The sequence below is a fragment of the Nonomuraea sp. NPDC003560 genome (genome assembly GCF_042878785.1).
Classification (GTDB): Bacteria; Actinomycetota; Actinomycetes; order Streptosporangiales; family Streptosporangiaceae; genus Nonomuraea.
On record NZ_JBIAOF010000001.1, the window covers coordinates 800,432 to 826,708 of the forward strand.

General features: G+C 73.2%; 25 protein-coding genes. 14 read left to right on the forward strand and 11 right to left on the reverse strand.

Annotation, left to right across the window (positions count from 1 at the left end):
• Positions 1–8: 8 nt before the first annotated feature.
• From ACFYUV_RS03755 to ACFYUV_RS03765, 3 genes are all read right to left on the reverse strand, one after another.
• Entirely contained in the window at positions 9–938 is a 930-nt protein-coding gene (locus ACFYUV_RS03755) for an aldo/keto reductase (protein WP_387664472.1), read from the reverse strand.
• Positions 939–1,015: 77 nt separating this feature from the next.
• Complete coding sequence (locus ACFYUV_RS03760; protein ID WP_387664475.1) at positions 1,016–2,521, reverse strand: MFS transporter; 1,506 nt, start codon at positions 2,519–2,521, stop codon at positions 1,016–1,018.
• A complete protein-coding gene (locus ACFYUV_RS03765) occupies positions 2,521–3,093 on the reverse strand; it encodes a TetR/AcrR family transcriptional regulator (RefSeq protein WP_387664478.1) in 573 nt (190 codons plus the stop codon). Before ACFYUV_RS03765 ends, ACFYUV_RS03760 begins: the two co-directional genes overlap by 1 nt.
• 120 nt (positions 3,094–3,213) lie before the next feature.
• On the opposite strand from ACFYUV_RS03765, the gene ACFYUV_RS03770 reads away from it, so the two are divergent.
• Entirely contained in the window at positions 3,214–3,759 is a 546-nt protein-coding gene (locus ACFYUV_RS03770; protein ID WP_357701039.1) for a helix-turn-helix domain-containing protein, read from the forward strand.
• Here ACFYUV_RS03770 and ACFYUV_RS03775 read toward each other — a convergent pair.
• The 3 genes from ACFYUV_RS03775 to ACFYUV_RS03785 form a co-directional block, all read right to left on the reverse strand.
• Complete coding sequence (locus ACFYUV_RS03775; RefSeq protein ID WP_387664481.1) at positions 3,697–5,178, reverse strand: wax ester/triacylglycerol synthase family O-acyltransferase; 1,482 nt, start codon at positions 5,176–5,178, stop codon at positions 3,697–3,699. The genes ACFYUV_RS03770 and ACFYUV_RS03775 overlap by 63 nt on opposite strands.
• Before the next feature lie 178 nt (positions 5,179–5,356).
• A complete protein-coding gene (locus ACFYUV_RS03780) occupies positions 5,357–6,430 on the reverse strand; it encodes a sulfite oxidase (protein ID WP_387664484.1) in 1,074 nt (357 codons plus the stop codon).
• A 172-nt stretch (positions 6,431–6,602) separates the two neighbouring features.
• Positions 6,603–7,310, reverse strand: a complete 708-nt coding sequence (locus ACFYUV_RS03785; protein WP_387664486.1) for a hypothetical protein — start codon at positions 7,308–7,310, stop codon at positions 6,603–6,605.
• Positions 7,311–7,857: 547 nt separating this feature from the next.
• On the opposite strand from ACFYUV_RS03785, the gene ACFYUV_RS03790 reads away from it, so the two are divergent.
• A complete protein-coding gene (locus tag ACFYUV_RS03790) occupies positions 7,858–8,502 on the forward strand; it encodes a hypothetical protein (protein WP_387664489.1) in 645 nt (214 codons plus the stop codon).
• A gap of 746 nt (positions 8,503–9,248) precedes the next feature.
• Here ACFYUV_RS03790 and polX read toward each other — a convergent pair.
• Together polX and ACFYUV_RS03800 are read right to left on the reverse strand one after the other, a co-directional pair.
• Entirely contained in the window at positions 9,249–10,928 is a 1,680-nt protein-coding gene (gene polX / locus ACFYUV_RS03795; RefSeq protein ID WP_387664492.1) for a DNA polymerase/3'-5' exonuclease PolX, read from the reverse strand.
• A gap of 38 nt (positions 10,929–10,966) precedes the next feature.
• Complete coding sequence (locus tag ACFYUV_RS03800) at positions 10,967–11,947, reverse strand: aldo/keto reductase (protein WP_387664495.1); 981 nt, start codon at positions 11,945–11,947, stop codon at positions 10,967–10,969.
• A 183-nt stretch (positions 11,948–12,130) separates the two neighbouring features.
• On the opposite strand from ACFYUV_RS03800, the gene ACFYUV_RS03805 reads away from it, so the two are divergent.
• From ACFYUV_RS03805 to ACFYUV_RS03830, 6 genes are all read left to right on the forward strand, one after another.
• On the forward strand, positions 12,131–13,261 hold the full coding sequence (locus tag ACFYUV_RS03805; protein ID WP_387664498.1) for a sensor histidine kinase: 1,131 nt from the start codon (positions 12,131–12,133) through the stop codon (positions 13,259–13,261).
• 127 nt (positions 13,262–13,388) lie between these two features.
• A complete protein-coding gene (lanKC, locus tag ACFYUV_RS03810) occupies positions 13,389–15,944 on the forward strand; it encodes a class III lanthionine synthetase LanKC (protein ID WP_387664501.1) in 2,556 nt (851 codons plus the stop codon).
• Between the two features lie 3 nt (positions 15,945–15,947).
• On the forward strand, positions 15,948–16,079 hold the full coding sequence (locus tag ACFYUV_RS03815; protein ID WP_352327332.1) for a SapB/AmfS family lanthipeptide: 132 nt from the start codon (positions 15,948–15,950) through the stop codon (positions 16,077–16,079).
• Positions 16,080–16,148: 69 nt separating this feature from the next.
• Positions 16,149–17,813, forward strand: a complete 1,665-nt coding sequence (locus ACFYUV_RS03820; protein ID WP_387664504.1) for an ABC transporter ATP-binding protein — start codon at positions 16,149–16,151, stop codon at positions 17,811–17,813.
• Positions 17,810–19,549, forward strand: a complete 1,740-nt coding sequence (locus ACFYUV_RS03825) for an ATP-binding cassette domain-containing protein (RefSeq protein ID WP_387664506.1) — start codon at positions 17,810–17,812, stop codon at positions 19,547–19,549. The genes ACFYUV_RS03820 and ACFYUV_RS03825 overlap by 4 nt, the downstream gene beginning before the upstream one ends.
• Entirely contained in the window at positions 19,546–21,537 is a 1,992-nt protein-coding gene (locus ACFYUV_RS03830; RefSeq protein ID WP_387664508.1) for a prolyl oligopeptidase family protein, read from the forward strand. Before ACFYUV_RS03825 ends, ACFYUV_RS03830 begins: the two co-directional genes overlap by 4 nt.
• A gap of 44 nt (positions 21,538–21,581) precedes the next feature.
• Here the strand turns inward: ACFYUV_RS03830 and ACFYUV_RS03835 are convergent, their stop codons facing one another.
• Positions 21,582–22,190, reverse strand: coding sequence for a response regulator (locus ACFYUV_RS03835; protein WP_387664510.1), 609 nt, complete (start codon positions 22,188–22,190; stop codon positions 21,582–21,584).
• Positions 22,191–22,333: 143 nt separating this feature from the next.
• Here ACFYUV_RS03835 and ACFYUV_RS03840 point away from each other — a divergent pair, with 143 nt between their 5' ends.
• Entirely contained in the window at positions 22,334–22,822 is a 489-nt protein-coding gene (locus ACFYUV_RS03840) for a carboxymuconolactone decarboxylase family protein (protein WP_387664513.1), read from the forward strand.
• Positions 22,823–22,851: 29 nt separating this feature from the next.
• On the opposite strand, the gene ACFYUV_RS03845 is transcribed toward ACFYUV_RS03840, so the two are convergent.
• Together ACFYUV_RS03845 and ACFYUV_RS03850 are read right to left on the reverse strand one after the other, a co-directional pair.
• Entirely contained in the window at positions 22,852–23,751 is a 900-nt protein-coding gene (locus ACFYUV_RS03845; RefSeq protein ID WP_387664515.1) for a zinc-binding dehydrogenase, read from the reverse strand.
• On the reverse strand, positions 23,675–23,902 hold the full coding sequence (locus ACFYUV_RS03850) for a helix-turn-helix domain-containing protein (protein WP_387665332.1): 228 nt from the start codon (positions 23,900–23,902) through the stop codon (positions 23,675–23,677). The genes ACFYUV_RS03845 and ACFYUV_RS03850 overlap by 77 nt, the downstream gene beginning before the upstream one ends.
• 121 nt (positions 23,903–24,023) lie before the next feature.
• Here ACFYUV_RS03850 and ACFYUV_RS03855 point away from each other — a divergent pair, with 121 nt between their 5' ends.
• The 5 genes from ACFYUV_RS03855 to ACFYUV_RS03875 all read left to right on the forward strand — a co-directional run bounded on the left by ACFYUV_RS03855 (position 24,024) and on the right by ACFYUV_RS03875 (position 26,232).
• Positions 24,024–24,269, forward strand: a complete 246-nt coding sequence (locus ACFYUV_RS03855) for a hypothetical protein (protein ID WP_387664518.1) — start codon at positions 24,024–24,026, stop codon at positions 24,267–24,269.
• Positions 24,270–24,398: 129 nt separating this feature from the next.
• Positions 24,399–25,286 carry a hypothetical protein gene (locus ACFYUV_RS03860; RefSeq protein ID WP_387664521.1) on the forward strand — a complete coding sequence of 296 codons (888 nt, stop codon included), beginning with the start codon at positions 24,399–24,401 and terminating at the stop codon, positions 25,284–25,286.
• On the forward strand, positions 25,286–25,480 hold the full coding sequence (locus ACFYUV_RS03865) for a hypothetical protein (protein ID WP_387664523.1): 195 nt from the start codon (positions 25,286–25,288) through the stop codon (positions 25,478–25,480). The genes ACFYUV_RS03860 and ACFYUV_RS03865 overlap by 1 nt, the downstream gene beginning before the upstream one ends.
• A 78-nt stretch (positions 25,481–25,558) precedes the next feature.
• On the forward strand, positions 25,559–25,927 hold the full coding sequence (locus ACFYUV_RS03870) for a hypothetical protein (protein WP_387664525.1): 369 nt from the start codon (positions 25,559–25,561) through the stop codon (positions 25,925–25,927).
• A complete protein-coding gene (locus tag ACFYUV_RS03875) occupies positions 25,924–26,232 on the forward strand; it encodes a hypothetical protein (RefSeq protein WP_387664527.1) in 309 nt (102 codons plus the stop codon). Before ACFYUV_RS03870 ends, ACFYUV_RS03875 begins: the two co-directional genes overlap by 4 nt.
• The last annotated feature ends 45 nt before the right edge of the window (positions 26,233–26,277 follow it).

The window sequence follows — 26,277 nt, forward strand, 5'->3', positions numbered from 1 at the left end:
CCGGCCGATCAGGGGCGGGAGGCCTCGTCGAGGAGGGCCAGCTCCTCCTCGCTCAGCTCCAGCTCCGCCGCCGCCAGCAGCGGCTTGAGCTGGCGGGGGTCGCGCGCACTGGCGATCGGCGCGGTGACCGTGGGCTGGGCGGCCAGCCAGGCCAGCGCCACGGAGGCGGGCTCGGCGCCGCGCTCGGCCGCCACCTTCAGCAGCCCTTCGAGCGTCCTGCGCCCGTGCTCGGTCTCCAGGTACTCGGCCGCCTTCCCGGCCCGCGGGCTGTCGACGGTGACGCCCGGCTGGTACTTGCCGGTCAGGAACCCGCGGGCCAGCCCGAAGTACGGCGTGCTCGACAGGCCGGCCGAGGCCACCACGTCCCGCAGCTCGCCCTCGTACCCCCGGTCGACCAGGTTGTACGGCTGCTGGAGCGCGACGTACGCGGCCAGCCCCTCGTCCCGGGAGATCCGCAGGGCCTCGGCCAGCCGGGCCGGCCCGTAGTTGGATGCGCCGATCTGGCGCACCTTGCCCTCCTTGACCAGGGCGTCGAAGGCGGCCAGCGACTCCACCAGGGGCGTGTCGCGGTCGTCCACGTGCGCCCAGTACAGGTCGATGTAGTCGGTGCGCAGACGGCGCAGCGAGTCCTCGACGGCCGTCCGGATGGTGGCCGGGGCCAGCCCTTCGAGCCCCTCCAGCATGCCGACCTTGGTGGCCACGACCACCGAGTCCCGGTTGCCGCGGTCGGCCATCCACTCGCCGATGATCAGCTCGGACGTGGACTCGCCGGTCACCCAGTGGGGGTAGACGTCGGCCGTGTCGATGAAGTTGCCGCCGCCCTCGACGTAGGCGTCGAGGATCGCGAACGAGGTCTCCTTGTCCGCGGTCCAGCCGAAGACGTTGGTGCCGAGCGATATCGGGAAAACGGACAGGTCCGTCGTGCCTATTGATCTCATACGGCCATTATCCGTGCCCCCCGCGAACAGGCACGGACGGCGCCCCGGTCACGTCCGTGCTGGTGGAAGACGTGCGGTCAGTGCTCCACGGAGGCCAGGTCGAGGGCGCGCGGGGTGAGCAGCCAGACCGCCAGCGCGCCGGCCAGCATCAGCGCCGCCCCCGCCCCCGAGGTCAGCGCCAGCGAGTCGGTGAAGGCGGCCCTGGCCGTCTCCACCAGCCGCGCCCCCTGCGCCCCGAGCTCGGCGGCCACGTCGAGCGCGCCGCCCAGCGACTCGCGCGCCGCGCCCGCGCCGGGGCCCGCGTAGTCCAGGGCGTTGCGGTAGACCGCGGCGGCCACGCTGCCCAGCACCGCCACGCCGAGCGCCGCGCCCACCTCGTAGCTGGTCTCCTCGATGGCCGCCGCGCTGCCCGACTTCTCCGGCGGCGAACCGGCCATGATCACCGCCGAGGCGATGGCCAGCGCGCCGTTGCCCGCGCCGATCAGCGCCAGCGCGACGGCGACCGGCCAGTAGCCCAGCGGCTCGGGCGCCAGGCACACCAGCAGGAACCCCAGCCCCGTCACCGCGAGCCCGCCCGCCAGCACCACGCGGGCGCCGACGCGTTCGGCCAGGACCGGCGCGAGCGGCGAGGCGATCAGCGCGGCCAGCGCGGCCGGCAGCAGCCGCACGCCCGTCTCCAGCGGCGCGTACCCCTGGACGAGCTGCATCCACTGCGCGAGCAGCAGCAGCACGGCGGCCATCGCGATCGACGTGGTCAGCGCCGTCACCACGCCCGCCGAGAACGGCGCGCTGCGGAACAGCCTGATCTCCAGCAGCGGATCGGGCCGGCGCGTGCACCGCACCACGAACCAGCCCAGCGCGACCGCCGCGACGACCGTGGCGACCAGGGCGGCGGGCGAGGTCAGGCCGTCCTTGCCGAACGTCTTGACCGCGTACAGCAGCGCGGCCATGCCCGCCATCGACAGGACGGTGGCCAGCGCGTCCCACCGGCCCGGCCTTGGGTTGCGCGTCTCGGGCAGCAGGAGCAGCCCGGCGACGACGGCCGCCGCCATGACGGGCACGTTCACCAGGAACGCCGACTGCCAGGAGAAGTGCTCCAGCAGGAACCCGCCCAGGATCGGGCCGAGCGCCGCGCCCATCGCCGCCATCGCCGACCAGACGCCGAGCGCCCTGGCCCGCTCGCCCGGATCGGTGAACAGGTTACGGATCATCGACAACGTGGACGGCATGATCATCGCGCCGCCCACGCCGAGCAGTGCCCGTACGGCGATCACCTCGGCGGCCGAGTCGGCCAGCAGCACCGCCGTCGAGGCCACCCCGAACACGGTGAACCCGGCCAGCAGCATGCGCTTGCGCCCCCACCGGTCGCCGAGCGCGCTCGCCGTGACCAGCAGCCCGGACAGCACCAGCGAGTACGCGTCCACCATCCACAGCAGCTCGACCGAGGTCGGCCGCAGGTCCTCGGTGATCGCGGGCAGGGCGACGTTCAGCACGGTCATGTCCATGACCACGAGCAGCACGCTGGCCGACAGCACGGCCAGGCCCGCCCACCGCCGGCGCGCCGACAGGCCGGTGACCGTCATCACGACCACCCCCCGGCGCCCGCGCCGGTCAGGAACGTCTCCCGCAGCAGCCTGGCGACGTCCCGGCGGGCGACGTCGCCGCGCCGCAGGCTCTCCCGGACGGCCACGAGCAGGCCGTAGACCGTGTTGCTGATCCAGCGGGGCGGCAGGTCGGCGCGCAGCAGGCCGGCCCGCTGGGCGGCGGCGAAGAGCGCGATCTCGCGCTCCTCCAGCTCCTCGGCGCGGCGCAGCAGCTCCGGGTGCACGGCCATCGCGTAGTCGGTGAGGCCGAATCCGTACTCGTCGGCCACTTCGATCCACCCCTCCAGCAGGGCCTCCAGGGCCTCGCGGAGCACGTCGGGGTCGTCGGAGGCGGCGGCGGCCGGCACGTCCGCGCGCACCTGGAGGTCGTGCCACCGGTCGTGCGCGCGGTGGCCGAGCGCCGTCATCAGCTCCTCCCGGCTGCTGAACTGCCGGTGGAGCGTGGCCCTGCTGATCCCCACCGCCTCGGCGAGCTGGGCCATCGAGGCGGCCGGATGCTCGTTGAGGTGCTGGATCGCCGCGGTCATGATCTGCTCCCGGCTCACCACCATGAGACAACTCCGTCAAATATGAGACATTTACGTCTCAATCCTACACGGAGGACGGAGGGCAGCAGGCTCTCGCCCCGACGGGATGGCGATGAAGCCGCAGGTGGCGCTAGGGTGCGAGCTGTGTCGATCGGTGACGCGCGCACGCGCATCCTGGACGCGGCCGAGGAACTGTTCGCGGGCGGCGGCTACGAAGCCACTCCGACCGCGGTGATCGCCAGGCTCGCGAGAGTCCCCAAAGGGCTGATCTTCCACTACTTCCCGCGGAAGATCGACGTGCTCGTCGCCCTCGTCGACGAGCGCACGCTGGTCGAGGAGGGCCGGGAGGTCGACGCCGTGCCCGGCGACCCGGCCGGCACGCTGGCCCGGCTGGCGCGCGGGCTGCCGCTGCGGGCCTCACCGGCGATGCGGCGCATCCTGTTCCGCGAGGCCGACACGCACGGCTCGGTCAAGGAGCGGCTCGGCCGGCTCAACGGCGAGCTGATCAGCAGGGCCAGGTTCGCCCTGGAGCTGGCGCTGCCCGGCACGCGCGGCGACGCGGCCCGCCTGGAGGTGGCCGCGGCGACGTTCGCCGCCGTGCTGCTCTACCAGGAGAACCTCTGCCAGCTAACCGGTCACCAGATCGACCCCGACGCCGTCGCCGAACTCATCGCCCACGCCCTCGGCTAGCAGCTCGTCGAGGGCGTCGCGCAGGTGGCCGAGCAGGCCCCACACGTCGTCCACGCGCTCGGGGCAGGCCACGATGCCGAAGTCGAGCATGCCGTCGTAGGAGAAGCAGGTGATGTTCACGCCGCCGGACAGGTCGGTCAGCACCGACAGCGGGTAGTAGGCCAGCACCCGGCCGCCGCACATGTAGAGCGGGAACTGCGGGCCCGGCACGTTGCTGATGATCAGGTTGATCGGCGGGAACGCCGTCCCGGCCAGCCGGAAGATCGCCGGGGTGGCCAGGCTGGTGACCGGCGCGGGCAGCAGCGAGCACAGCTCGCCGAGCCAGCTCGCCGGCGCGACGGCGAAGCGCCGCTTGGCCCTGCTCATGGTCTCGCCGACCGCCCGCAGTCGTTCCCCGGCGTCGGGGACGTTCGTCGGCATCGGCGCCACCATGGCCGAGATCTGGTTCCCGACCACGTCCGCGGCCCCGCCCGTACGCACCGACACCGGCACGGCCACCACCAGCGGCTCGGCGGGCAGCGCGTCCCGTTCGTCCAGCCACGACCGCAGCGCCGAGGCGCACAGCGCCATCACCACGTCGTTGACGCTGATGCCGTTGGCCTTGGCGACCTTCTTGACCTCCTTCAGCGGCACCGACCCGAACGACAGCTCCCGCCGCGCGCTGATCGGCCCGTTGAACGGCGTGCGCGGCGCGGTCAGCCCCGGCAGCTCGGGGCGCTGCCTCTGGTCGCCGGTCACCAGCCGGGCGGCCCTGGCGATCGCCTGCGCCCCGGGCAGCGCGCCGGCCAGCGGGATCGCGTCGAGGTCGCCCGCAGCCCTGACCACCGAGCGGGCGGCGCGCACCGGATGGCTGAGCGAGCGCACGGCGGCCCCGGCCAGCATCTCCACCAGGCCCGGCGGGTCCTGCCGCGGGGGCGCCGGGCGCGGCCCGCGCTCCCGCACGCCCTCCGGGGTCAGGTCGAGCAGCGTCGCCAGGGTCTCCGCGCCCGACACGCCGTCGATGGCCGCGTGGTGCACCTTCGTGTAGACCGCGACCCGGCCGCCCGCCAGCCCCTTGATCAGGTGCATCTCCCACAGCGGACGCGACCGGTCGAGCCGGCGCTCGTGGATCGCGGCCACCGCCCCGGCCAGCGCGGCGTCGTCGCCGGGCGCCGGCAGCGTCGTCTCGAACAGGTGGTTGGCCAGGTCGAAGTCCGGGTCGGCGCACCAGTAGGGACGGTCGAGCCCGAACGGCACCTCGACCAGGCGCAGGCTGAGCGCGGGGGAGAGGTGGACGCGGTCCAGCAGCAGCTCGGCCAGCGCGTCCCGGTCCACCGCGCCGCCGGCCGGGTCGAGGACCGCCAGCCCGGCGACGTGCGCCGCGGTGGTCTCGGACTCGACATGGAGGAACTGGGCGTCCAACGGGGTCAGCTGGCGCATCTGCTCTCCCTTCTCCGTTGCGTACTTCACTGGGTTCTTCGACGGGTGCTTCGTCTTGTGCGAAAGCCTCGCACGGTGTCATTTCCGTAACGTTTCCGCGAGAGTCTTTCAGATGAAATGCACACCTCCGAACCACTTTCTGATGAACAGCCAGCTCAGCCGCGTTCGTGACACTTATCTATCCGTTGACCACCTGCACCGGATGCCGCACGACCGCGTCGAAGGAGTAGCCGAAGGGGTGCTTGGGCGTGCGCAGCGGCTGGGTGGCGCCGGTCTCGTCGGTGGCCCTGGCCATCAGCACGGCGGGCCCGGTGTGCTTCGGCGCCCACTGGACGTGCCACGGCAACCACGCCCCGACCAGGTGCGGGCCGTGGTGCTCGGCCGGGTGCCAGGACTGCCCGCCGTCGAAGCTGACCTCGACCGCGACGATCCGCCCGCGCCCCGACCACGACCGGCCGCGCAGCACGTGCGGCCCCGGACGGCCGCGCCAGGCGTGCGGGCCGCGGATCGGCAGCCGGGCGTCCCAGGGCAGCTCGAAGGCGCTCTTGATGGGCTGCGCCGCGACGTCCCGGTAGAAGACGGTGTTCCACGGCGTGAACAGCTTGCTGGTCGAGACCTCGATGTCCCCCAGCCACTTGATGGAGGCGATCCCCACCCATCCCGGCACCACCAGCCGCACCGGGAACCCGTGGTCGGGCGGCAGCGGACGGCCGTTCATCTCGTACGCCACGAGCACGTCGCGCACCGCCTTGGCGACGGGCAGCGGGCGGCGGACGTGGCCGTGGTCCTCGAAGGGCGCGTCGAGGCCGGTGGGCAGCACGTCCACGGCCTCGGGACGCAGGCCGGCCTCGGCGAGCAGGTCGCGCAGCGGCACGCCGCGCCACCTCGCCACGCCGACGGCCCCGAGGCCCCACTGGGTGCCGGGCGCGGGGTCGCCCTGCTGGGTGCCGTAGAACGCGCGGCCGTTGCCGGCGCACTCGATGGCCACGTCGTGGGTGCGCGAGGGCATCGACAGCAGCTCGTCGTAGGTGAAGGCGCGCGGCCCGCGCAGCCCGGCGCCGTGCAGGTGGAGCTGCCAGCCGGCGGCGTCGATCAGCGGGGTGGAGGTGTGGTTCCTGACGAAGAAGCGGTCGTTCGGCGTGTGGTAGCCGACCCCGGACATCGCCTCCCACCGCATCTCCGCGTTCCCGTCGTGGACCCGGAACAGGTGGTCGGGCAGCGGTTTGACGATCGTCGCCGCGACTTGCTTCATGGGAGCCACCTCTCGCAAGACGTATTTCCTACCTGGAAACCATTTAATCTCCTCGCGCTGTCTCCGCGTGCGCGTGCTTGCCGAATGCTGTCCCGATCCTGGGACCGTTCCAGCCGTACGAAGACCTACCCAGCGGCACGGGTGCGGCAACCGCGCCTTACGAGGTGGTTCGTCAGTGCGTCCGGACGAGGGCGGAGAAGGTCTCGCCGGCGTTGAGCCTGGTCACCAGGCCGAGCAGCCCGGCACGGCCGCCGTTCTCGCCCAGCCAGCGGCTCACCTGGCAGGCCGACCTGGCGTACGTGGCGGGGTCGGCGCTCGCCGTGCGCAGCCACTCCTCCAGCGTCACCGGCAGCGGCCCGGACGGCGCCACCAGGCAGCGGTCCGGCGCGGACTCCGGGGCCAGGTAGCGCGGGTCGCCCGAGACCACCACCGCCAGCCCCTCGTCGAACCACTGCGGCACCTCGGCGGAGGAGGCGAGCCTGGCGTGCAGCTCGACATGGGACATCTCGTGGGAGGCGATCACCGGGTCGAGGCCGCGCGGCGAGAGCATGACCGACCGGTTGAGCACCGCGACGCCGCGCTCCTGGCCGCCGCCGATGCGCCGGTAGCACGCCTCGGTCAGGCAGACCAGGAGGCCGGGGGAGCTGCGGCGGCCGCCGTAGAAGGCGGTGACCCGGCGGGCGGCCTGGTCGGCCACCTCGCCGACGCGCTCACGCTGGGCGGGGGTCAGGCCGTCCTCGACGTGCACACCCGGGCTCAGCTCAGTCAGGCCGTAGCAGCCGGGGCAGGTGGTGGCGGCGAGCGACGGGTACGCCAGGGCGACCCCGCCGACGGCGGCGACCACCAGCCCGGCCAGCGCGGCGACGACGACCTTCCACACCCGCCGCCCCCGGCGCCCCGTCCTGAGGCGAGGCGCGGACGCCCCGGCAGAACCGCCCGGCACCCCGGCGGCGGGATCGTCGCTGGAACCGCCGGCGGCGGGACCTGTGCTGAAATCAGCGGCGGCGGCGAGACCCTTGCTGGAATCAGGCGCGGCGGCGGGAGGGGCGGCCGGATCGCGGGGTGGCCCGGCGGCGGAGTCCGCGGGCTTGGGCGCAGAGGCCGGGTCCGGGACTGCGGGGCGCGGGGGCTGGTTGTCCTCCATCGCCGTCCAAGCTAGCGAAGCAGAAGGATCTACGCGCACACCCGCCAACGGCCGGGCGCTGTCCCGCCACCAGCCGGACCCCGTCCCCTTCCGCCGGACGGGTGCCGCGCAGGCTGCCGGCCTGGCTTCCTGGCGCACCGGCCGCAGGAGGACTCCTGCGCGCGTCATCTGCCGAGACGACCGTGCGCGCGCCATCTGTCGGCGGGGCCACGCGCACGCTTCCTGAGGAACCCCGCACACGCCGCACGCCGGATTGTCAGTACACGGACTTACGATCTTCCCCATGCCGATATCCGCCATCGCCGCATCCCTGTCCTATGCCGATGCCGATGCCCGTCTGGGCGGCGCGTTGTCCGCCGTGTTCGAGGGTGCGGGAGCGTCGCCCGGCTACGACGAGGTGCTGTTCTTCGACGGCGACCTCACCCTCGACGGGGATTTCCTGGACGCCATCAACGAACTGCGCGGCGGCGCCGAGTTGATCGTGGTCACCGGCGACCTGAAGGTCAACGGCCCGATCGCGCTCTATGAGGACCGGCCCGGCCTGTACGTCGGCGGTCACACCGAGGCCCAGACCCTGGAGGGCGGCGAAGCGGAGATCTACATCCACGACGGCGCCTTCACCCACCTGGTCTACGGCTGGTACAACCACGGCTCTTTGCGGACCGGGGTCGTCGACACCCCTTGGGTGATCGACTACGACCACGCCATGGACGTGTACGCCCCCGGCGGGCGCTGGGTGAACAATTACGACGACGATGACGACGACGCCGACTTCGCCGTCGGGGACGGCATCGTCGAGGCGTTCGTGCCCGAGGTCGTCGACGCGGAGGACCGCTGCCTGAACGTCGGCGCGTTCCTGGACCGGCTGCGGGCCGGGCTGCCGGTCCTGCGGCCCGGAGCCCCGGACGGCGGCCGAGTCGGCGAGTGACGGCGTCGTCCGGGCGCGCCTGGCCGAATGAAGCCATCCAGGTACGGCGGCCAGCCAGGGGAGGGGCTGCACACGCCGTCCGCGGGCGGAGCCGTGCACGCACCGCCTGCGGGTGCGGCCCATGTGCATGCATGCCGTTCGTGGGTGGGGCCCGTGTGCAGGCCGTCCATGGGAGGGGCCTGTGTACGACTCGGGAGGGGGCCCGCGTACGCCGTCCGAAAGGGGGCCGTGCGCGCGCTGCCCGAGGGGTCCATGTGCATGCGGTCCGCGCGGGCGCCAGAAGGGCCTGGGTGCGCCGCCCGCGCGGCGGAGCCGTACGCGTGCCGTCCGTCGGAGGGTTTGGCGCGTGCCGCTCGGCCGCGTGCCGGGTGTGCGCCGGCCCGCACTCCCTGGAGCGGCGCCGCTCCAAGGTTGCGGCAAATGTGCTGATTTGTGGTGTTAAGTCCGAATTTGAGAGCAGAATTCTGGTGGACGCCCGCTCCTGGAGCAGGGCCGCGACCATCTGCGGCGGATGCCCCCGTCGAGGCTCGGGTGCGGCCCGCGCTGGGTGCGGGCCGCACCCGACCGGCGCCCCGAGACGGGGGCGCACACCGACATCGGCCCCGCCGACCCCACACAACGCGGGCCGCACACAACGCGGGCCGCACACAACGCCTGCTCAGCACGCCGACGCGGACCGTGCCCGACCCTCGAACCCTGATCCGGGCCCGCGCCCGACCCCACCCCGATGTGGGATGGGCGGTGGGTCAGCGGCCCAGGAAGGCCAGGAGGCGGTCGAGGGGCCAGGTGTTGATGACGTCGTCGCCCGTCAGCCAGGCCCGCTGGGCGATTCCGACCCCGAACCGCTGGTGGGCCAGGTGGGGGATCGCGTGCGAGTCGCTGTCGATGGAGAACTTCACCCCGTGGTGCTTGGCCAGCCGCACCAGGTCGGCCGGCAGGTCGGAGCGGTCGGGGTAGGAGTCGATCTCCATCGCGGTGCCCGTACGGGCGGCCGCCCGGAAGACGGCGTCCCAGTCGGCGTCGACCGGCGGCCGCTTGCCGATCTTCCGGGTGGTCGGATGGCCGATGATGTCCACATACGGGTTCTCGCAGGCGGTGATGAACCGGCGGGTCATCTCCTCCCGCGACATGCCGAAGTGCGAGTGGACGGAGGCCACGCACACGTCGAACTCGCGCAGCACCTCGCCCGGCCAGTCGACCGACCCGTCGGGCGCGATGTTGAGCTCCGACCCGTGCAGGATGCGCATGCGCGGATACTTCTTCTGCAGCTCCGCCACCCGCCCGCGCTGCTCCAGCGCCTTGTCCAGGGTCATGCGCTGCATGGCCAGGTCGGGCGCGTGGTCGGTGACCGCGTAGTAGGAGTAGCCGCGCGCGGCTCCGGCGGCCACCATGTCCTCCAGGGAGGCGATGCCGTCGGTGAGGTCGGTGTGGGTGTGCAGGTCGCCCTTGAGGTCGGCCAGCTCCACCGGCACCGGCAGCTCGCCGCGCAGCGCCGCCTTGACCTCGCCGCCGTCCTCCCGCATGGGCGGCGGCACGAACTGCATGCCGAGCGCCTCGTAGATGTCCTCCTCGGACTCAGCGGCGATCACCCGCTCGCCCTCGAACAGCCCGTACTCGGACAGCTTCCAGCCCTTCTTCACCGCCATCTCCCGGATGGCCACGTTGTGCTCCTTGGAGCCGGTGAAGTACTGCATCGCCGCGCCCCACGACCCGGCCGGGATCAGGCGCAGGTCGACCTGGACGCCGGAGGTCGTGCGGATCGAGGTCTTCTTCTCGCCCGCGGCGATCACGTCGGCGACGTAGGGCTGCGCGCGGAAGTCGGCCATGATCGACTCGGGCGCCACCGCCAGGATGTCGATGTCGCCGATCGTGTCCTTCATCCGCCGCAGCGACCCCGCGTACGCGACCCGCTCGGTCTTGAGCGAGCCGATGACCTGCTCGGCCAGCGCCATGGCGACGCCGATGTGCACCCGGCGGCCCGCCTGCTCAAGCTGCTCGATGCCCTTGAGCAGGTTGGCCAGCGTCTTGGGGCCGAGGCCCTTGACGCCGTCGAGCCGGCCGGAGGTGATGGCCTCGCCCAGCGCCACCGTGGAGTCGATGCCGTAGTCCTCGAACAGCATGATGGCCGTCTTGGGGCCGAGCGTGGGCACCCGGGTGAGCCGCCGCACGCCCTCGGGCACGCGGCCCCGCAGGTCGTCGAGCTGCCGGAAGCTGCCGCGCTGGAGGAACTCCTCCATCTTCTTGGCGATGGCCTCCCCGACGCCGGGGACGCCGCGCACGTCGACCTCCGAGATGTCCTCGGGGAACCCGGCGATCGCCTTGGCCGCCTTCTGGTAGCTCCGCACCCGGAAGGCGTCGCCGCCGCTCAGCGCGAACAGCTCCGCGTATTCCTGCAGCGCCGCCGCCGCCTCCTCATTAGCCCGCATGCCCCTACCTTAGGATCTCCGACCGACAATCCCGGTGCTCAGAACTTGACCTCCCGCGGCCGGTACGGCTCGGCCAGGAACGCCAGCTCCTTGTCCGACAGCTCCACCCCGACGGCCGCCACGGCGTCGTCCACGTGCCCGTCCTTGGTGGCCCCGACGATCGGCGCGGTGACGCCCGGCCGGTGCAGCAGCCAGGCCAGGGCGATCTGGGCCGCCGGCAGCTCCCGCTCGGCGGCGAGCTGGGCGACCCGGTCGAGGATGCGCCGGTCGTTGTCGGGGTCGTACAGGAAGTCGATGCGCGCGTCGGAGCCGGTCCTGGCGGTCGCGGAGGCCGCCGGGCCGGCCGCGCCCGCCCTGGCCAGCACGCCGCGCGCGAGCGGGCTCCACGGGATCACGCCCACGCCCTGGTCGGCGCAGAGGGGCAGCATCTCCCGCTCCTCCTCGCGGTAGAGCAGGTTGTAGTGGTTCTGCATCGAGACGAACCGCGTCCAGCCGTTGGCCTCGGCGACGTGCTGGGCCTTGGCGAACTGCCAGGCCCACATCGTGGACGCGCCGATGTAGCGGGCCCGCCCCGACCTGACCACCTCGTGCAGCGCCTCCATGGTCTCCTCGATGGGCGTCTCGTCGTCCCACCGGTGGATCTGGTACAGGTCCACGTAGTCGGTGCCGAGCCGGGCGAGCGAGGCGTCGACGGCCGCGAGGATGTGCTTGCGCGACAGTCCGCCGTCGTTGGCGCCCCTGCCCATCGGGAAGTAGACCTTGGTGGCCAGCACGTAGTCCTCGCGGCGGGGGAAGATCCGGCGCAGCACGGCGCCGGTGACGACCTCGCTCTGGCCGCGGCTGTAGATGTCGGCGGTGTCGAAGAAGGTCACGCCCGCGTCGGCGGCCCGCCGGATGATCGGCTCGGCCTGTTCCTCCGGCAATGCCCATTCCTGGCGCGCCGGATCGCCGTAGCTCATCATCCCCAAACAGATGCGAGAAACTTTCATACCCGTGGTGCCAAGTCGCATGTAATCCATACCGACACCCTATGACTGATATGAACTGCCTAACCCCTTGTGGGGTGGGAAGTCAGCGTGTCCGGAAGCGGCCTCGGTCTTTACACAAGGTGGCCGTGTCAGGTCGATTAGAGGAACGAGGGAGCGGTGAGCGCACTCGCCACGCGTACTGTCCCGTCACGTCAACCGCACACCGGGGGTGAGGTGGACGCCACACACCGTGGCCCGGCGCCTCGATTACGTTCCAAGGCGCACGTCCTGACGTCGCCCGGCTGGGCGGGCGGGCTCGGCCTGGTGGCCGGTGGCGTCGGGCTGGTGATCCCGGTGCAGGCCGGGCTGGCCGGGTCGGGGCTGGTGGTCGAGGGGTCGGTGGCGCTGGCCGTCCTGCTCACGCTGCACGGCAGGTTCGTCCTGGAGGAGCCCGTGCGGCGGGCCGGCTCGTGGTGGCTGGTGGCCGTCCAGGCGTGGCTGACGTACGTGCCGCTCGGGGTGCTCGGGCCGGCCTGGACGCCGGTGTGCGGGCTGCTGGCCGGCGCGCTGCTCGTGGTCGCGTCCCGGATCAGGTCGCTCGTGCTGGTGGCGCTGGCGCTGTCGTGCGGGCCGGTGCTGCTGGCCGCGCCGGGCTCGTGGCAGGTCGAGCCGGTGTGGGCGCTGGTCACCCCCTTGATCGGCGTCGTGGAGTTCGCGCTGCTGAGCCTGCTGGCCCGGGTGCGCCGGCTGTCCGGGGCCCGTACCGACGTCATGCGCCAGGCCGTGACGCTGGAGCGCCACCGCTTCACCCGCGACCTGCACGACCTGGTCGGGCACCGGCTGACCGTCCTGACGCTGAAGGCGCAGCTCATCCAGCGGCTGGTGGCCGAGGGCGACGAGAAGGCCCGGCAGGAGGTGGGCGAGACGCTCGAACTGCTGCGGGACCTGTCGGCCGACGTCCGGGCCGTCGCGCACGGCCGTCTGCGCAGCTCCTCGCTGGCGGCCGAGCTGGGCTCGGCGCGGGCGCTGCTGGAGTCGGCGCGGGTGCGCTGCCAGATCAGGGTGGCCTGCCGTGACCTGCACCCCGACGTGGAGGAGGCCCTCACGCACGCGCTGCGCGAGGGGGTGACGAACGTGCTGCGGCACGCCGAGGCCGGGCAGTGCTGGATCCAGCTCATGGAACGCGACAATGTGGTCCGCCTGTCCATCAGGAACGACGGCGTGCGCCCGCCGCGCCGGCCGGGAGACGCCGGTCAGGGCCTGCTCAACCTGGCCGAACGCGTCTCGGCGGTGGGCGGCTGGCTGGAGGCGTCCACGTCGCGCAGCGGGGAGTTCTCGTTCAGTGTTTATGCCCCGCGCATATAATTACCATTTGTGAAAAACGCATCAAAGCACATTTCGTAGCCATATATGGCTTATGTTGCGTGTTACTAGTCCGACCCGGCGCGGGTGCGGCAGGCTCTAAGCACACCGCCTCGGAGGGCCGCGCCAAATGGACAAGTACGAGCTCTACTGCCTTGTGGACCAGTGTTTCTACGACACTCCCGACCACAGCACGGCGGCGGACGTCGACTTCGCCCAGCTGCGCCGGCCCGTTCCCGACGGCTGGGCCCACGACCTCAGCGACACCTGGGCGTACTACATGCCCACCGGTGAGGCGCCCCTGCCGACCCAGGGCTGGAAGATCCACGTGTCGGCCCGGGTCGAGGACGCCGAGAAGGTCGTCGACACCGTGTGGGACTACTGCGTGCCCCGCGGGGTCGCCTTCAAGTTCCTGCGCGGCCCGGCGGTGCTGGTCATGGTCAACTCCAAGGCCGCCTCCCGGGCCTCCAGCGGCAAGCTGGTCACCATCTACCCCCGGGACGAGGGGCAGCTCGAACTCGTGCTCAAGGAGCTCGACGAGCTGCTGCGCGGCGTCGAGGGGCCGTACATCCTGAGCGACCTGCGCTACGGCGACGGGCCGATGTTCGTCCGGTACGGCGGGTTCGCCGAGCGGCACTGCCTGTCCCCGTCCGGGGAGCGGGTGCTGGCCGTCGAGGACGGCGACGGCAAGCTGATCCCCGACGTGCGCGGCGCGACGTTCTCGGTGCCGCCCTGGACGACGCTGCCGGAGTTCCTCGAACCCCACCTGGCCGCGCGCAACGCGGTGACCATGGAGGGGCTGCCGTACCGGATCGAGAGCGTGCTGCACTTCTCCAACGGCGGCGGCGTCTACCTGGCCCGCGACACCCGCACCGACGAACGGGTGGTGCTCAAGGAGGGCAGGCCGCACGCCGGCCTCGACGTGGCCGGCCGGGACGCGGTCGCCAGGCTCGAACACGAGCGCGACATGCTGCGCCGCCTGGCCGGCCTGCCCGCCGCCCCCGAGCTGCGCGACTACTTCACCATCGGCGGCCACCACTTCCTCGTCCAGGAGTTCGTGGACGGCACCCCGCTCCAGCGGCGGCTGGTGCGCCGCTTCCCGCTGACCAGCGCCACCTGCGACGAGCAGGACCTCGCCGACTACACCGCCTGGGCCACCACGACCCTGGAGAGCGTCGAGGAGGCCGTCGAGTCGCTGCACGGACGCGGCGTCGTCTTCGGCGACCTGCACCCCGACAACATCCTGCTCACCCAGGACGGCCGGGTCGTGCTCATCGACTACGAGGTCGCCACCCTCGCCGCGGACCGGGCCAGGGCCGCGCTGGCCCATCCCGCCTTCGCCGCCCCGCGCGACCGCCACGGCGTCGAGGTCGACCGGTACGCGCTGGCCTGCCTGCGCTTCGCCCTGTTCGCCCCGCAGTGCACGATCATGCTGCCGATCCACCGGCCGAAGATCGTCCAGCTCGCGCGGATCGTCAAGGAGACCTTCCCCGTCCCCGGTGCCTTCATGGACACCGCCGCCGCGACCATCGCGGGTGACCAGGCCGTGGAGACCCCCGTGCCGACGCCGGGGACGGCCACCTGGGCCGAGCTGCGGGAGGCGATGTGCCGGGCCATCCGGGCCGGCGCGACCCCCGAGCGCGACGACCGCCTCTTCCCCGGCGACGTCGCCCAGTTCAAGCCCGGCGGCGGCCTCAACGTGGCGACCGGCGCGGCCGGCGTGCTGCTCGCCCTGTCGGCCACCGGCCTCGGGCCCTTCCCCGAGTACGAGACCTGGCTGCGCGAGCGCGCCCTGCGCCCGGCCGCCGGCTCCGGCATCGGCCTGTACGACGGCCTGCACGGCATCGCCCACGTCCTCGACCGGCTCGGACACCGCCAGGACGCGCTCGACGTCGTCGACATCGCCCTGCGCGAGCAGTGGGACCGCCTGGAGACGGCCCTGTTCTCCGGCCTGCCCGGCATCGGGCTGAACCTCCTGCGCCTCGGCCGGACCGAGCCCGACCTGACCAGGCACGCCATGCGCGCGGTGGACATCTGCGCCGACCGCCTCGGCGGCCCCGAGGACGTGCCCGAGATCAGCGGCGGCGACCACCCCAGAGCCGGCCTCATGTACGGCTCGTCCGGCTCCGCCCTGCTCTTCCTGCACGCCTATGAGCACACCGGCGACCGGGCGCTGCTCGACCTGGCCGAGATCGCGCTCAGGCAGGACCTGCGGCGCTGCCGGGCCTCGGAGGACGGCTCCCTCCAGGTGAACCAGGGCTGGCGGATGCTGCCCTACCTGGACGAGGGCTCCGTGGGCATCGCCATGGTGCTCGCACGCTTTCTGGCGCACCGCGACGACGACGAGCTCGCCGCCGAGCTGGACCGGCTCAAGCTGGTCGCCCGCGCCGGGTTCTTCGTCCAGCCGGGGCTGTTCACCGGCCGCGCGGGCATCATCGCGGCACTCGCCGGAGATCCGGTGGCCCGCGAGCTGATCAAGGGGTTGAGCTGGCACGCCATGCCGTACGGCGGCGGCCTGGCCTTCCCCGGCGACGGGCTGTTGCGCCTGTCCATGGATTTCGCGACCGGTACGGCCGGCGTGCTGTTCGCCCTCGGGGCGGTGCTGGGAGACCAGCCGGCACGCCTGCCGTTCCTGGAGGCCGCACCAGAGCGGCCTGCGCATGATCAACCGCGGAAGGAGGTGTAGAACATGGTTCTTCTCGACCTGCAGGGTCTGGAGGCTCCCGCGGCCAGCGACGTGGCCAGCGGCGGCAGCTCGCTCACTGCTCTCACGTGTCACTCGGGTCACCCGAGCAACCTCAGTGTCGCTCTCTGCCACTGATAGCTGACAGGGTCCCCGCGCCGTTTCGTGGTGGCGCGGGGACCTCCCGAGTCCGAAGGAGGTCGGCAGGTGGGACCGGGAGACCGCCTGGTGACGGACGCCGTACGGCGCTGCGGCCCGTGGCCCGCCGTGCTGGCGGTCACCGCCGTCGCCGGCGCGGCCGGTGAGCTGGCCGTCCCGTTCCTCGTCGGCCGCACGCTCGACCTGCTCCTCGCCCGCTCGCCGGCGGCCGCCACCGCCCTGGCGCTGTGCGCGGGCGTGGTCGCCGTGGTGGTGCTCTGCGAGAGCCTCGGCGGCTGGGCCAGAGGGGCGAGCAGCGCGTACGCGGCCGCCCGGCTCAGGCTCGGCCTGCTGCGGCACGTGCTCGGCGTCGGCCGGGCCGCCACCCGCCGCTTCCCCGAGGGCGACCTCGTCACCCGGGCCGGGCTGAACGCCGAGGAGGCCGGACGGGCCCCCGAGACGGTCACCGGCGCCCTGGCGCTGCTGGTGCCGACCGTCGGCGCCCTGGTCGCGCTCACCCTCATCCATCCGCTGCTGACCGTCACCCTCGCGGCGGGCATCGTCGTCATCGTGTTCGTCCTGCGGGCCTTCCTGCGCGTCACGACCGTCATCTCCGGCGGCTACCAGGAGGTCCAGGGCGAGATCGCGGCCCGCCTCGTGGACGCCCTAGACGGCGCCCGCACCATCGCCGCCGCCGGGACCGCCGACCAGGAGGCCCGCCGGGTGCTCGCGCCCCTGCCCCGGCTGCGCGCGCACGGCATGGCCCTGTGGCGCGCGAACGCCTCCGCCGGGGTCCGGTCGGGGCTGATGATCCCGCTGCTGGAGGTCGCCGTGCTGGCCGCCGGGGGGCTCATGCTGGCCGCCGGGCGGCTCACCGTCGGCGACCTGTACGCCGCCGCCCGCTACGCCGCCCTCGGCGCCGCGCTCAGCACCTCGCTCGGTTACGTCGGCGGCCTGGCCAGGGCGCGGGCCGCCGCCGCCCGCGTCGCCGACGTCCTCACCCTGCCCCCGGTCCGCCACGGCTCGCGCGCGCTGCCGCCCGGCCCCGGCACGGTCGAGTTCCGCGACGTCGCCGCCGACGGGCTCACCGTGGGCGACCTGACGATCCCCGGCGGCACGGTCACCGCCGTGGTGGGACGGTCGGGCTCCGGCAAGTCCCTGCTGGCCGCGCTCGCCGGCCGCCTGGCCGACCCCGAACGCGGGGACGTGCTGCTCGACGGCGTCCCGCTGCGGGAGCTGACCCGCGACGGCCTGCGCTCGGCCATCGGCTACGCCTTCGAGCGGCCGGTGCTGGTCGGCGACACCGTCGGCGAGGTGATCGGGGCCGTCCCCGGCTCCCCGGCGGGACGGGAGGCCGCCCTGGCGGCGCGCGCCGACGGATTCGTCCGCCGGCTGCCCGCCGGTTACGACACGCCGCTGGCCGAGACGCCCATGTCCGGCGGCGAGCGGCAGCGGCTCGGACTGGCCAGGGCGTTCGCGCGAGGGGATCGGCTGCTGGTGCTGGACGACGCCACCTCCAGCCTGGACACCGTCACCGAACGCGAGGTCAGCCGGGCGCTCACCGGCGACCCCAGGGGCCGCACCCGCCTGATCACCGCCCACCGCCTGGCCACCGCCGCCCGCGCCGACCAGGTCGTCTGGCTGGAGGAGGGCCGGGTGCGCGCCGCCGGCCCGCACGACGTGCTGTGGCGCGACCCCGCCTACCGGGCCGTCTTCCAGGAGGCCCGCCCATGACCCCCGACCCTGGCGTCCCCGCGGCCCCCGGCGTCTCGGCCCCCGGCGTCCCCGCGGTCCCCGGCGCGGCGGCCGGGTTCCGGCGGGCGCTCGTGCGCGACCCGCGGCGGCTGGTCGCCATCCTGCTCTGGTCGGTGCTGGAGGCCGCGCCCGCCTTCCTGGTCGGGCACGCCGTCGCCCGCGCCATCGAGGACGGCTTCGCCCGCGCCCGGCCGCTGACCGGGCTGGCCTGGCTGGCGGCGCTCGGGCTGGCGTGGCTGGTCTCGGCCGTCGGCGCCCGCCAGGTGGTGCTGGCCGTGGCCGCCGTGGCCGAGCCGTTCCGCGACGACCTCCTGACGCGGGTGGTGCAGGGAGCGCTGCGCCGCCCGCTCGACGAGCGGCCCGACAGCGCGGCCACCGCGCGGGCCGGGCTCCAGGTCGAGCTGGCCAGGGACGCCTTCGCCGCCGTCGTCACCACGGTCAGGGGGTTCGCGTTCACGCTGGTCAGCGTGGTGCTGGGGTTGCTGACGCTGGCGCCGGGCACGCTCGTGCTGGTGCTGCCGCCGTTCGCGGCCGGGCTGGCGTTCTTCCTGGCCTCGCTGCCCGCGCTGGCCCGGCGGCAGCGCGCGTTCCTGCTGGCCGACGAGGAGCTGGCCCGGTCGATGACCGCGACGGCCGCCGGGCTGCGCGACATCGAGGCGTGCGGCCTGCAGGACCGCGAGGACGAGCGGCTGGCCCGCCAGGTCGGCGCGCAGCGCGACGCCGCCCGCGCCCTGGCCAGGGTGACCGCGGTGCGCACCGCCGCGCTGGCCGTCGGCGGCTGGCTGCCCGTCGTCCTGCTGCTGGCCGGCACGCCCTGGCTGCTCGACGGCGGCGCCCGGCCCGGCGTGATCGTCGGCGCGCTGGCCTACGTCACCCAGTCGCTGGCCCCCGCGCTCGGCGGGCTCGTCCAGGGGCTCGGGGTGAGCGGCGTGCGGCTGGTGGCCACGCTGCGCCGCATCGCCGCCGCCGCGCCGCCCCGGCCGCCGTCGCCGCCCAAGGTCCGTCCGTCCGGGGGCGACGTCACGCTGCGGTCGGTCACCTTCGCCTACGGCCCGCACTCGGCGCCGGTCCTGGACCGCCTGGACCTCACCGTCCCCGAGGGCGACCACCTGGCCGTCGTCGGCCCGAGCGGCGCGGGCAAGTCGACGCTCGCCGCCCTGCTCAGCGGCATCCTGCGGCCCGGCGAGGGGGAGGTGCTGGTCGGCGGCGTGCCCGCCGACCGCGCCGACCCCGCCGCCCGCGTGCTCATCCCCCAGGAGGCATACGTCTTCCGCGGCACGCTGCGCGACAACCTCGCCTACCTCGCGCCCGGGTCCGGCCGCCTGGACGAGGCCGTGGCCGCCCTGGGCGCCACGGACCTGGTCGAGAGCCTGGGCGGGTACGACGCCACGCTGGACCCGGCGGCGCTGTCGGCCGGGCAGCGCCAGCTCCTCGCCCTCGTCCGCGCCCACCTGACCGATGCCCCGCTGGTCATCCTGGACGAGGCCACCTGTCACCTGGACCCCGCCGCCGAAGCCCTGGCCGAGAACGCCTTCGCGGCCAGGGGCGGCACGCTCATCGTGGTCGCGCACCGCCTCACCTCCGCGCTGCGCGCCCGCCGCGTCCTGCTCATGGACGGACCCCGGATCACGATCGGCACGCACGACGAGCTGATCCGGGTCTCGCCCCTGTACGCCGACCTGGCCGGCCACTGGCAACCGGAGCCCGTGTCATGACATTTGCAGACGAGTACCCGCCCGCCGAACGTCAACCGGTCACCGACCGCCTCCACGGGCGCGACGTCCCTGACCCGTACCGCTGGCTGGAGGACCCCCTCGACCCGCGGACCGGGGAATGGCTGGCCGCGCAGGACCGGCTGTGGCGGGAGGCCGCCGCGCGCCTGCCGGACCGCGAGCGCTTCCTGGCCAGGCTCACCGAGCTGAGCGTCACCGGCCTGGTCACCCCGCCCGTGTGGCGCGGCGGCCGGCGCTTCCACCTGCGGCAGACCGGCTGCCAGGAGCACCCGGTCCTGTACTGCGACGACCGGCCCTTCCTGAACCCGGCCGACCGCGACCCCACCGGCCTGACCACCCTGGACGACTGGCAGCCCGACCCGCAGGGCCGCCTGGTCGCCTACCAGATCTCGCGCAGCGGCGACGAGAAGGCCGACCTGTACGTCGAGGAGGTCGACACCGGCAAGCTCGTGGACGGCCCCATCGGCGGCTGCCGCTACTCGCCGGTCGCCTGGCTGCCCGGCGGCGAGGGCTTCTACTACGTGCGCTTCCACGAGGGCGTGCACCTGCACCGGCTCGGCGTCCCCGACGACGTGCCCGTCCTGACCGGCGGGCCGGTCTCGTACGGCGTGCAGCTCAGCGCTGACGGCCGCTGGCTGACGATCTCCGCGGGCGGCACGGCCGGCAACTCGCTCTGGCTGGCGGACCTGTCCGGCGGCGACCCGGCCCGGCCGGAGCTGCGGGTCGTCCAGGAGGGGACGCACGTGCGCACGGCGGGCGCGGTGGCCTCCGACGGCCGCCTGTACCTGCTCACCGACCGCAACGCCCCCCGGCGCCGGCTGTGCGTGGCCGACCCGGCCGAGCCCGAGGTGTGGCGCGAGCTGGTCCCCGAGGACCCACGGGCGGTGCTCGGCGCGTTCACCCTGCTGGACGGCGACCGCCTGCTGGTCTCCAGGACCCGCCACGCGATCGGCGAGATCGCCGTGCACGACGCCAGGACGGGGGAGCGGCTGGGCGAGGTGCCCCTGCCCGGCAGCGGCTCGATCGCCTCGCTCAGCTCCCGGCCCGAGGGCGGCCACGAGGCCTGGTTCACCTACACCGACGCCGTCACGCCCGCCGAGATCTGGCGCTACGACGCCCGCACCGGCGCCGCCACCCTGTGGGCCGCCCCGCCCGGCCGGGTCGCGCTGCCCGACGTGCGGAGCCACCACGTCGAGTACACCTCGGCCGACGGCACCCCCGTGCGCATGGTCGTGGTCGCGCTGTCCTCCGGCTCGGGCCCCCGCCCGGCGATACTCAACGGGTACGGCGGCTTCGGCATCCCCCTCATGCCCGGCTACGCGGCCGACTCGCTGGCCTGGGTGGAGTCGGGCGGCGTGCTGGCCATCGCCAACCTGCGCGGCGGCGGCGAGGAGGGCGAGTCCTGGCACCGCGACGGCATGCTGGAACGCAAGCAGAACGTCTTCGACGACTTCGTCGCCGCGGCCGAGAAACTGGTCGCCGACGGCTGGACGACCCCGGAGCAACTCGGCATCTGGGGCGAGTCGAACGGCGGCCTGCTCGTCGGCGCGGCCCTCACCCAGCGCCCCGACCTGTTCGCCGCCGCCGTCTGCTCGGCCGGGCTGCTGGACATGGCCCGCTACCACCTCAGCGGCCTCGGCCCGTCCTGGACCGGCGAGTACGGCGACCCCGCCGACCCCGACCACCTGGCCTGGCTGATGGCCTACTCGCCCTACCACCACGTCCGGCCGGACGCCGGCTACCCGGCGACGCTGTTCACGGTCTCGGCCGCCGACACCCGGGTGGACCCGATGCACGCCCGCAAGATGTGCGCGGCCATGCAGTGGGCCCAGGGGACCAGGGGGGCCGGTTCCCGTCCTGTCCTGCTGCGCCACGAGCGCGACGTCGGCCACGGCGCCCGCGCCGTCAGCCGGTCCATCGCGCTCGCCGCCGACGTCCTGGCCTTCCTGGCCGCCCACACCCGTCCCTGACCGGGCGGGGGCGGGCGGCGGCGGGCCGGGACGGCGGAGGGAGGTCAGATCCAGCCGGACTCGCGGGCGATGCGGATGGCGTCGATGCGGCTGCGCGCGCCCAGCTTGGACGTCGTCCGGCACAGGTAGTTGCGGACCGTTCCCTCGGCCAGGAACAGCGACGCGGCGATCTCCCCGATGGAGGCGCCGTCGGCCGCCGCGCCGATCACGTCCAGCTCGCGGGGGGTGAGCGGCGGCTCCTCGGGGCGCATGGCCGCGATGGCCAGCTCCGAGTCGATGACCCGCTCGCCGTCGGCGACCCGGCGGATGGCGTCGGCCAGCCGCTCCGGCGGCGCGTCCTTGGCCATGAACCCCCGGACGTGCACCTCCAGCGCCTGCTTCAGCAGCCCGGGGGTGCCGACGCCGGTCAGGATCAGCACGCCGCAGCCGGGCAGCTTCTCGTGCAGCTCGCCGGCCGCGGCGAGCCCGTCCATGCCGGGCAGGGCGATGTCCAGCACCGCCACGTCCGGACGGCACGACTGGGCGGCGGCCAGGATGCGGTCGCCCCGCTCGACTTCGGCGACGACCTCGATGTCCTCCTCGTAGGCCAGCAGCGCCACGAGCGCCCCTCGTACCAGGTTCATGTCCTCAGCGAGCAACGTTCGAATCACCATGGGGTCCTTGCGGTCGACCAGGCTTGCAACGTCCTGCGGGCCACTCAATCCTGACGTAAAGCCCGCACTGTGGAAAGTCCTCCTAAGTGACGGTAAAGCCGTCGCCGGACAAGTGGACGCTCATTTGGGGAATGCTCATGGTCATGAAGCCTCGAGTGAAGCCCCTGCCTCCTGCGGAATGGGACGACTTTCAGCAGGCGAACCCCCAGAACGTGTTCACGACGCTGGGCCGGCACCCCGCGCTCTACCAGGGCTGGCTGCGCTTCGGCGGCGCGCTGCTCAACGGCGCGCTGCCGGCCCGCGACCGCGAGCTGGCCATCCTGCGCACCGCCTTCCACAGCGGCAGCGCCTACGAATGGGCCCATCACGCCCGCATCGCCCGCGAGGTCGGCCTGACCGACGTCGAGATCGAGTCGGTCCGCCAGCTCGACGCCCTCTGGCCGGTCGAGGACCGCCTGGTGTTACAGGTGGCCGACGACCTCCACTACGCGGGCGACCTCACCGACGCCACCTGGGCGGCCCTGTGCGACCGCTACGACGAGGTGTGCAGGATCGAGCTGGTCGTGCTCGTCGCGCACTACGCCATGCTGGCGCTGGTGCTCAGGACGTTCGGCGTGCAGCTGGAGGAGTGAGCTCCCCATCGATCATCTGTACGCGGCCCTCACGCGCCCGCCCGCGGCAGGATCATCGTCACGCCCGGGACCGAGCCGATCGAGGCCAGCGCCTTGCCGGCGTCGGCCAGGCCGATCGTCCGGGTGACGAGCTGGTCGGGGTGCAGGATCCCGGCCCTGATCAGCTCCAGCATGGGCGGGTAGGCGTGCGCGGCCATGCCGTGGCTGCCCAGCAGCCGCAGCTCGTGGCCGATCACGCGGTCCATCGGCACCGGCGTCGCGCCGCCCGGCAGCAGCCCGACCTGGACGTGCCGCCCCCGCCTGCGCAGGCTCTCGACCGAGGCCGCGCACGTGCGGGGGCTGCCCAGCGCGTCGAGCGAGACGTGCGCGCCGCCCCTGGTCAGCTCCCTGACCTGGGCCGCCGCGTCGCCGGCCGAGCCGTTGACGAAGTGCGTGGCCCCGGCCAGCTCGGCCAGCTCCAGCGCGTCGGTGCTGATGTCCACGGCCACCACCCGCGCCCCGGACGCCGCCGCGATCATCACGGCCGACAGCCCGACCCCGCCGCAGCCGTGCACCGCCACCCACTCTCCCGGACGCACCTCGCCCACCTGGACGACTGCCCGGAAGGCGGTGGCGAAGCGGCAGCCGAGCCCGGCGGCGGTGGCGTAGGCCATCTCCTCGGGGATCGGGACGAGGTTGACGTCGGCGTGATCGACGGCGACGTACTCGGCGAAGGAGCCCCAATGGGTGAAGCCCGGCTGGGTCTGCCGCTCGCACACCTGCTGCTGGCCCGTGGCGCAGGCCGCGCAGGTGCCGCAGGCGCACGCGAGCGGTCCTAAGGGGGCACGTGGGGGAGCGGCGCTTGGCCTGCCTCTACTCCTGCTCTTCTTTGATGCGCCCCGTTCGTTTGGCCCATGCCAGGACCTGGTCGGCCCACCAGTAGTCGGCACCGGCCACGGTGCCCGCTGGGTCAGGGAAGGGTTCGACTCGCTTGGCACTCGCCGCGCGCTTCCGCCACTGGTGGACGGTGTGGACGCTGACGTCCAGGAGGGCGGCGATGTCGCTGACCGCTACGGGTCTGGGACGGCTCGACTCGGTCATGGAGACCAGTGTACGGGGCTTGTGGCCGTCCCGAAAGACTGGGTACCCAGAAGCTCTGGACACCTGTGCAGAGATGCTGTACGGTTTTCACATCAGCACCGAACGCCCCAGGGAGACCAGGATGACCGCCACCGCCACCCGCACCGCCACCCGGATCACCATCGACGGCGAGACCTTCGAGATCACCCCCATGGACCACGGCGGCTGGGTCGCCACCTACGGGGACCTGGTCCTCACCGCCACGGACAAGGTGTGGGTCGCCGGCAGCGTCATCGACTGGGACACCGACAAGGGCGAGGACGAGGTCCGGTGGACGAACCGGAAGGCCGCCATCAAGCGGATCCGCGAGACCTGCCAGATGAACTAGCCAGCCCGGCCCGGGGAGACACCCCGGGCCCACCACCTGCCCCCTGCAGCAAGAAGAAAGAAAGCCCGCCCGGTGCGCCAACACCGGGACGGGCCCTGGAAACCCGAACCATGCACGGAAAGAGTTCCAGTGAACAACCCTATGCGCCTCAACGAAGAGGCCACGAGCACCCAGGGCTGCGCCGACGCCGAGACGGCGCAGCCCAACCCGCACGACGAGCTGACGGCCGACCAGCTCGCCGGCCGCGCCTGCGTCGAGTGCGGCGCCACCGGCAAGCCCATGCGCGTCGTGGGAGAGGTCCCCGGACACGGCGACGTGTACGAGTGCGACGCCCACACTGCTCGGCGCGGATGCAAGCCCTGGTGCATCGGCCACCGCGGCGACGTCTGCCACGCCGAGAGCATCTACGCCAGCCGCGGCGGCAGCGTCGGCCTCACCTACAGCCTCGCCGAGGGCGTCAGGGTGCACATCGGGAGCGCCAGCGCCCTCACCCTCGACGAGGCGTTGGACTACAACCAGGCGATCATCGGCCAGGTGTCCAAGGGCGTCCGGGGCGAGGAGGCCGAGACGGTTGAGCCCAAGCCGGACCCGCTGCAGGAGATGCGCGCGGTGCTCGGCGTGGACGCGGTCACCGGTCTCGACCTGGCCGACGCGGTCAAGGCCGGCATGGTGCTCGGGCAGATGCTCGCCAGTGACGCCGACACTCGCCTCACCGCGCGAGACCTGACCGGCGACGAGCACGACGACCTGAGGCAGGCCGTGCAGGACCTCCTCGACCGGCGCCGCGGCGTGAACCCCGACCGCGAGCGGATGCTGCTCGCCTTCGGGTGGGGCAACCTCGCCGCCTGGCAGATCGCCAGCGAGCTCGACATGGACGGGGTGGAGATCGCACGCGCCACGACGAGGGAGGCGGACGGGGCACCGTTCTCCGACAGCGAGAAGCGCCGTCTCCTTTCGACGCTGTTCGACATCCTCGACGAGCGCGAGGGCATCGCCGGGACGGGGGCGAACGCCTGATGGGCGCGCCGGTGCCCGTGGAGACCTTGAAGGGCCTCCTCGACGCGACGAACGCCCTCATGGCCGCGACCAGCCGCCTCTCCGTGCTGCTCGACGAGGCTCTGCTCCAGGCCGGCTACGACGCCTACCCGCCAACGTGCCTGCCCGAGAACGTCACCCGACTGTCCGACCGCCGCCGCGCGGTCTCCACATAGCAGAACGGCCCTCGGCCGGTGCTCCAACACCGGCCGAGGGCCTGGCCCACATCCACCTGCACACACAGGGGAGAGAGCGTGACGAGCAACATACCGCCGTCGAAGTGCGCCCGCTACGACTGGTGCACCAGCCGCCACCTTGAGCCCGGCTGGCCGCACCAGGCCAACCGGGACCTCATCGAGCACATCGACGACTCCAACCTCGTCGTCGAGGTCAACCTGTACGCGCCGGCCGACGACTCCGCCCCGCCCGCGGTGCGGGTCATGTTCACCGGCGACGACGGCGCCACCGCCTACATCGACCTGCCCGGCTTCACCGCGGGTTCCATCGCCCACATCATCCGCTACTTCGAGCGGCCCGGCTTGATCGACCGGCGCGGGCTGCGCGAGTTCGCCGAGCTCCTCACCGAGGGCGCCTCGATGCTGAGCGAGGTGACCGAGCTGTGAACTGCCACATCTCCTGGTGCACCGTTCCCCACAAGTCCAACAACGAGACCGGGCACTCAGCCACAGTCGCCACGTTCACTGACCTGATGGTGATCGCGATCCTGCTGGAGCAGCCTGATCCCGAGCAGAACGAGGGGTGGATCCGCATGGTGTACCCGATCGGGGACCGCCAGCGGCACCACGACATCACGCCCACCGCCGCTGCGGACTGGTCGGAGACCCTCGCGGCGATCGACATGCGTGAGCTGTCGTCCATCGCCCAGGCGCTCTACCGGGCGGGCGTCACGCTCGGCGCCAGCAAGTAGAAGACCGGTCCCCGGCCTGGCGACCCTACCGCCGGCCGGGGACCT

Bases quoted from the DNA above. Each gene is read 5' to 3' on its own strand.
- ACFYUV_RS03755 (WP_387664472.1), bottom strand. From the start codon at position 938: ATGAGATCAATAGGCACGACGGACCTGTCCGTTTTCCCGATATCGCTC.
- ACFYUV_RS03760 (WP_387664475.1), bottom strand. From the start codon at position 2,521: ATGACGGTCACCGGCCTGTCGGCGCGCCGGCGGTGGGCGGGCCTGGCC.
- ACFYUV_RS03765 (WP_387664478.1), bottom strand. From the start codon at position 3,093: ATGGTGGTGAGCCGGGAGCAGATCATGACCGCGGCGATCCAGCACCTC.
- ACFYUV_RS03775 (WP_387664481.1), bottom strand. From the start codon at position 5,178: ATGCGCCAGCTGACCCCGTTGGACGCCCAGTTCCTCCATGTCGAGTCC.
- ACFYUV_RS03780 (WP_387664484.1), bottom strand. From the start codon at position 6,430: ATGAAGCAAGTCGCGGCGACGATCGTCAAACCGCTGCCCGACCACCTG.
- ACFYUV_RS03790 (WP_387664489.1), top strand. From the start codon at position 7,858: ATGCCGATATCCGCCATCGCCGCATCCCTGTCCTATGCCGATGCCGAT.
- polX (WP_387664492.1), bottom strand. From the start codon at position 10,928: ATGCGGGCTAATGAGGAGGCGGCGGCGGCGCTGCAGGAATACGCGGAG.
- ACFYUV_RS03800 (WP_387664495.1), bottom strand. From the start codon at position 11,947: ATGGATTACATGCGACTTGGCACCACGGGTATGAAAGTTTCTCGCATC.
- lanKC (WP_387664501.1), top strand. From the start codon at position 13,389: ATGGACAAGTACGAGCTCTACTGCCTTGTGGACCAGTGTTTCTACGAC.
- ACFYUV_RS03815 (WP_352327332.1), top strand. From the start codon at position 15,948: ATGGTTCTTCTCGACCTGCAGGGTCTGGAGGCTCCCGCGGCCAGCGAC.
- ACFYUV_RS03825 (WP_387664506.1), top strand. From the start codon at position 17,810: ATGACCCCCGACCCTGGCGTCCCCGCGGCCCCCGGCGTCTCGGCCCCC.
- ACFYUV_RS03830 (WP_387664508.1), top strand. From the start codon at position 19,546: ATGACATTTGCAGACGAGTACCCGCCCGCCGAACGTCAACCGGTCACC.
- ACFYUV_RS03835 (WP_387664510.1), bottom strand. From the start codon at position 22,190: ATGGTGATTCGAACGTTGCTCGCTGAGGACATGAACCTGGTACGAGGG.
- ACFYUV_RS03840 (WP_387664513.1), top strand. From the start codon at position 22,334: ATGAAGCCTCGAGTGAAGCCCCTGCCTCCTGCGGAATGGGACGACTTT.
- ACFYUV_RS03850 (WP_387665332.1), bottom strand. From the start codon at position 23,902: ATGACCGAGTCGAGCCGTCCCAGACCCGTAGCGGTCAGCGACATCGCC.
- ACFYUV_RS03855 (WP_387664518.1), top strand. From the start codon at position 24,024: ATGACCGCCACCGCCACCCGCACCGCCACCCGGATCACCATCGACGGC.
- ACFYUV_RS03865 (WP_387664523.1), top strand. From the start codon at position 25,286: ATGGGCGCGCCGGTGCCCGTGGAGACCTTGAAGGGCCTCCTCGACGCG.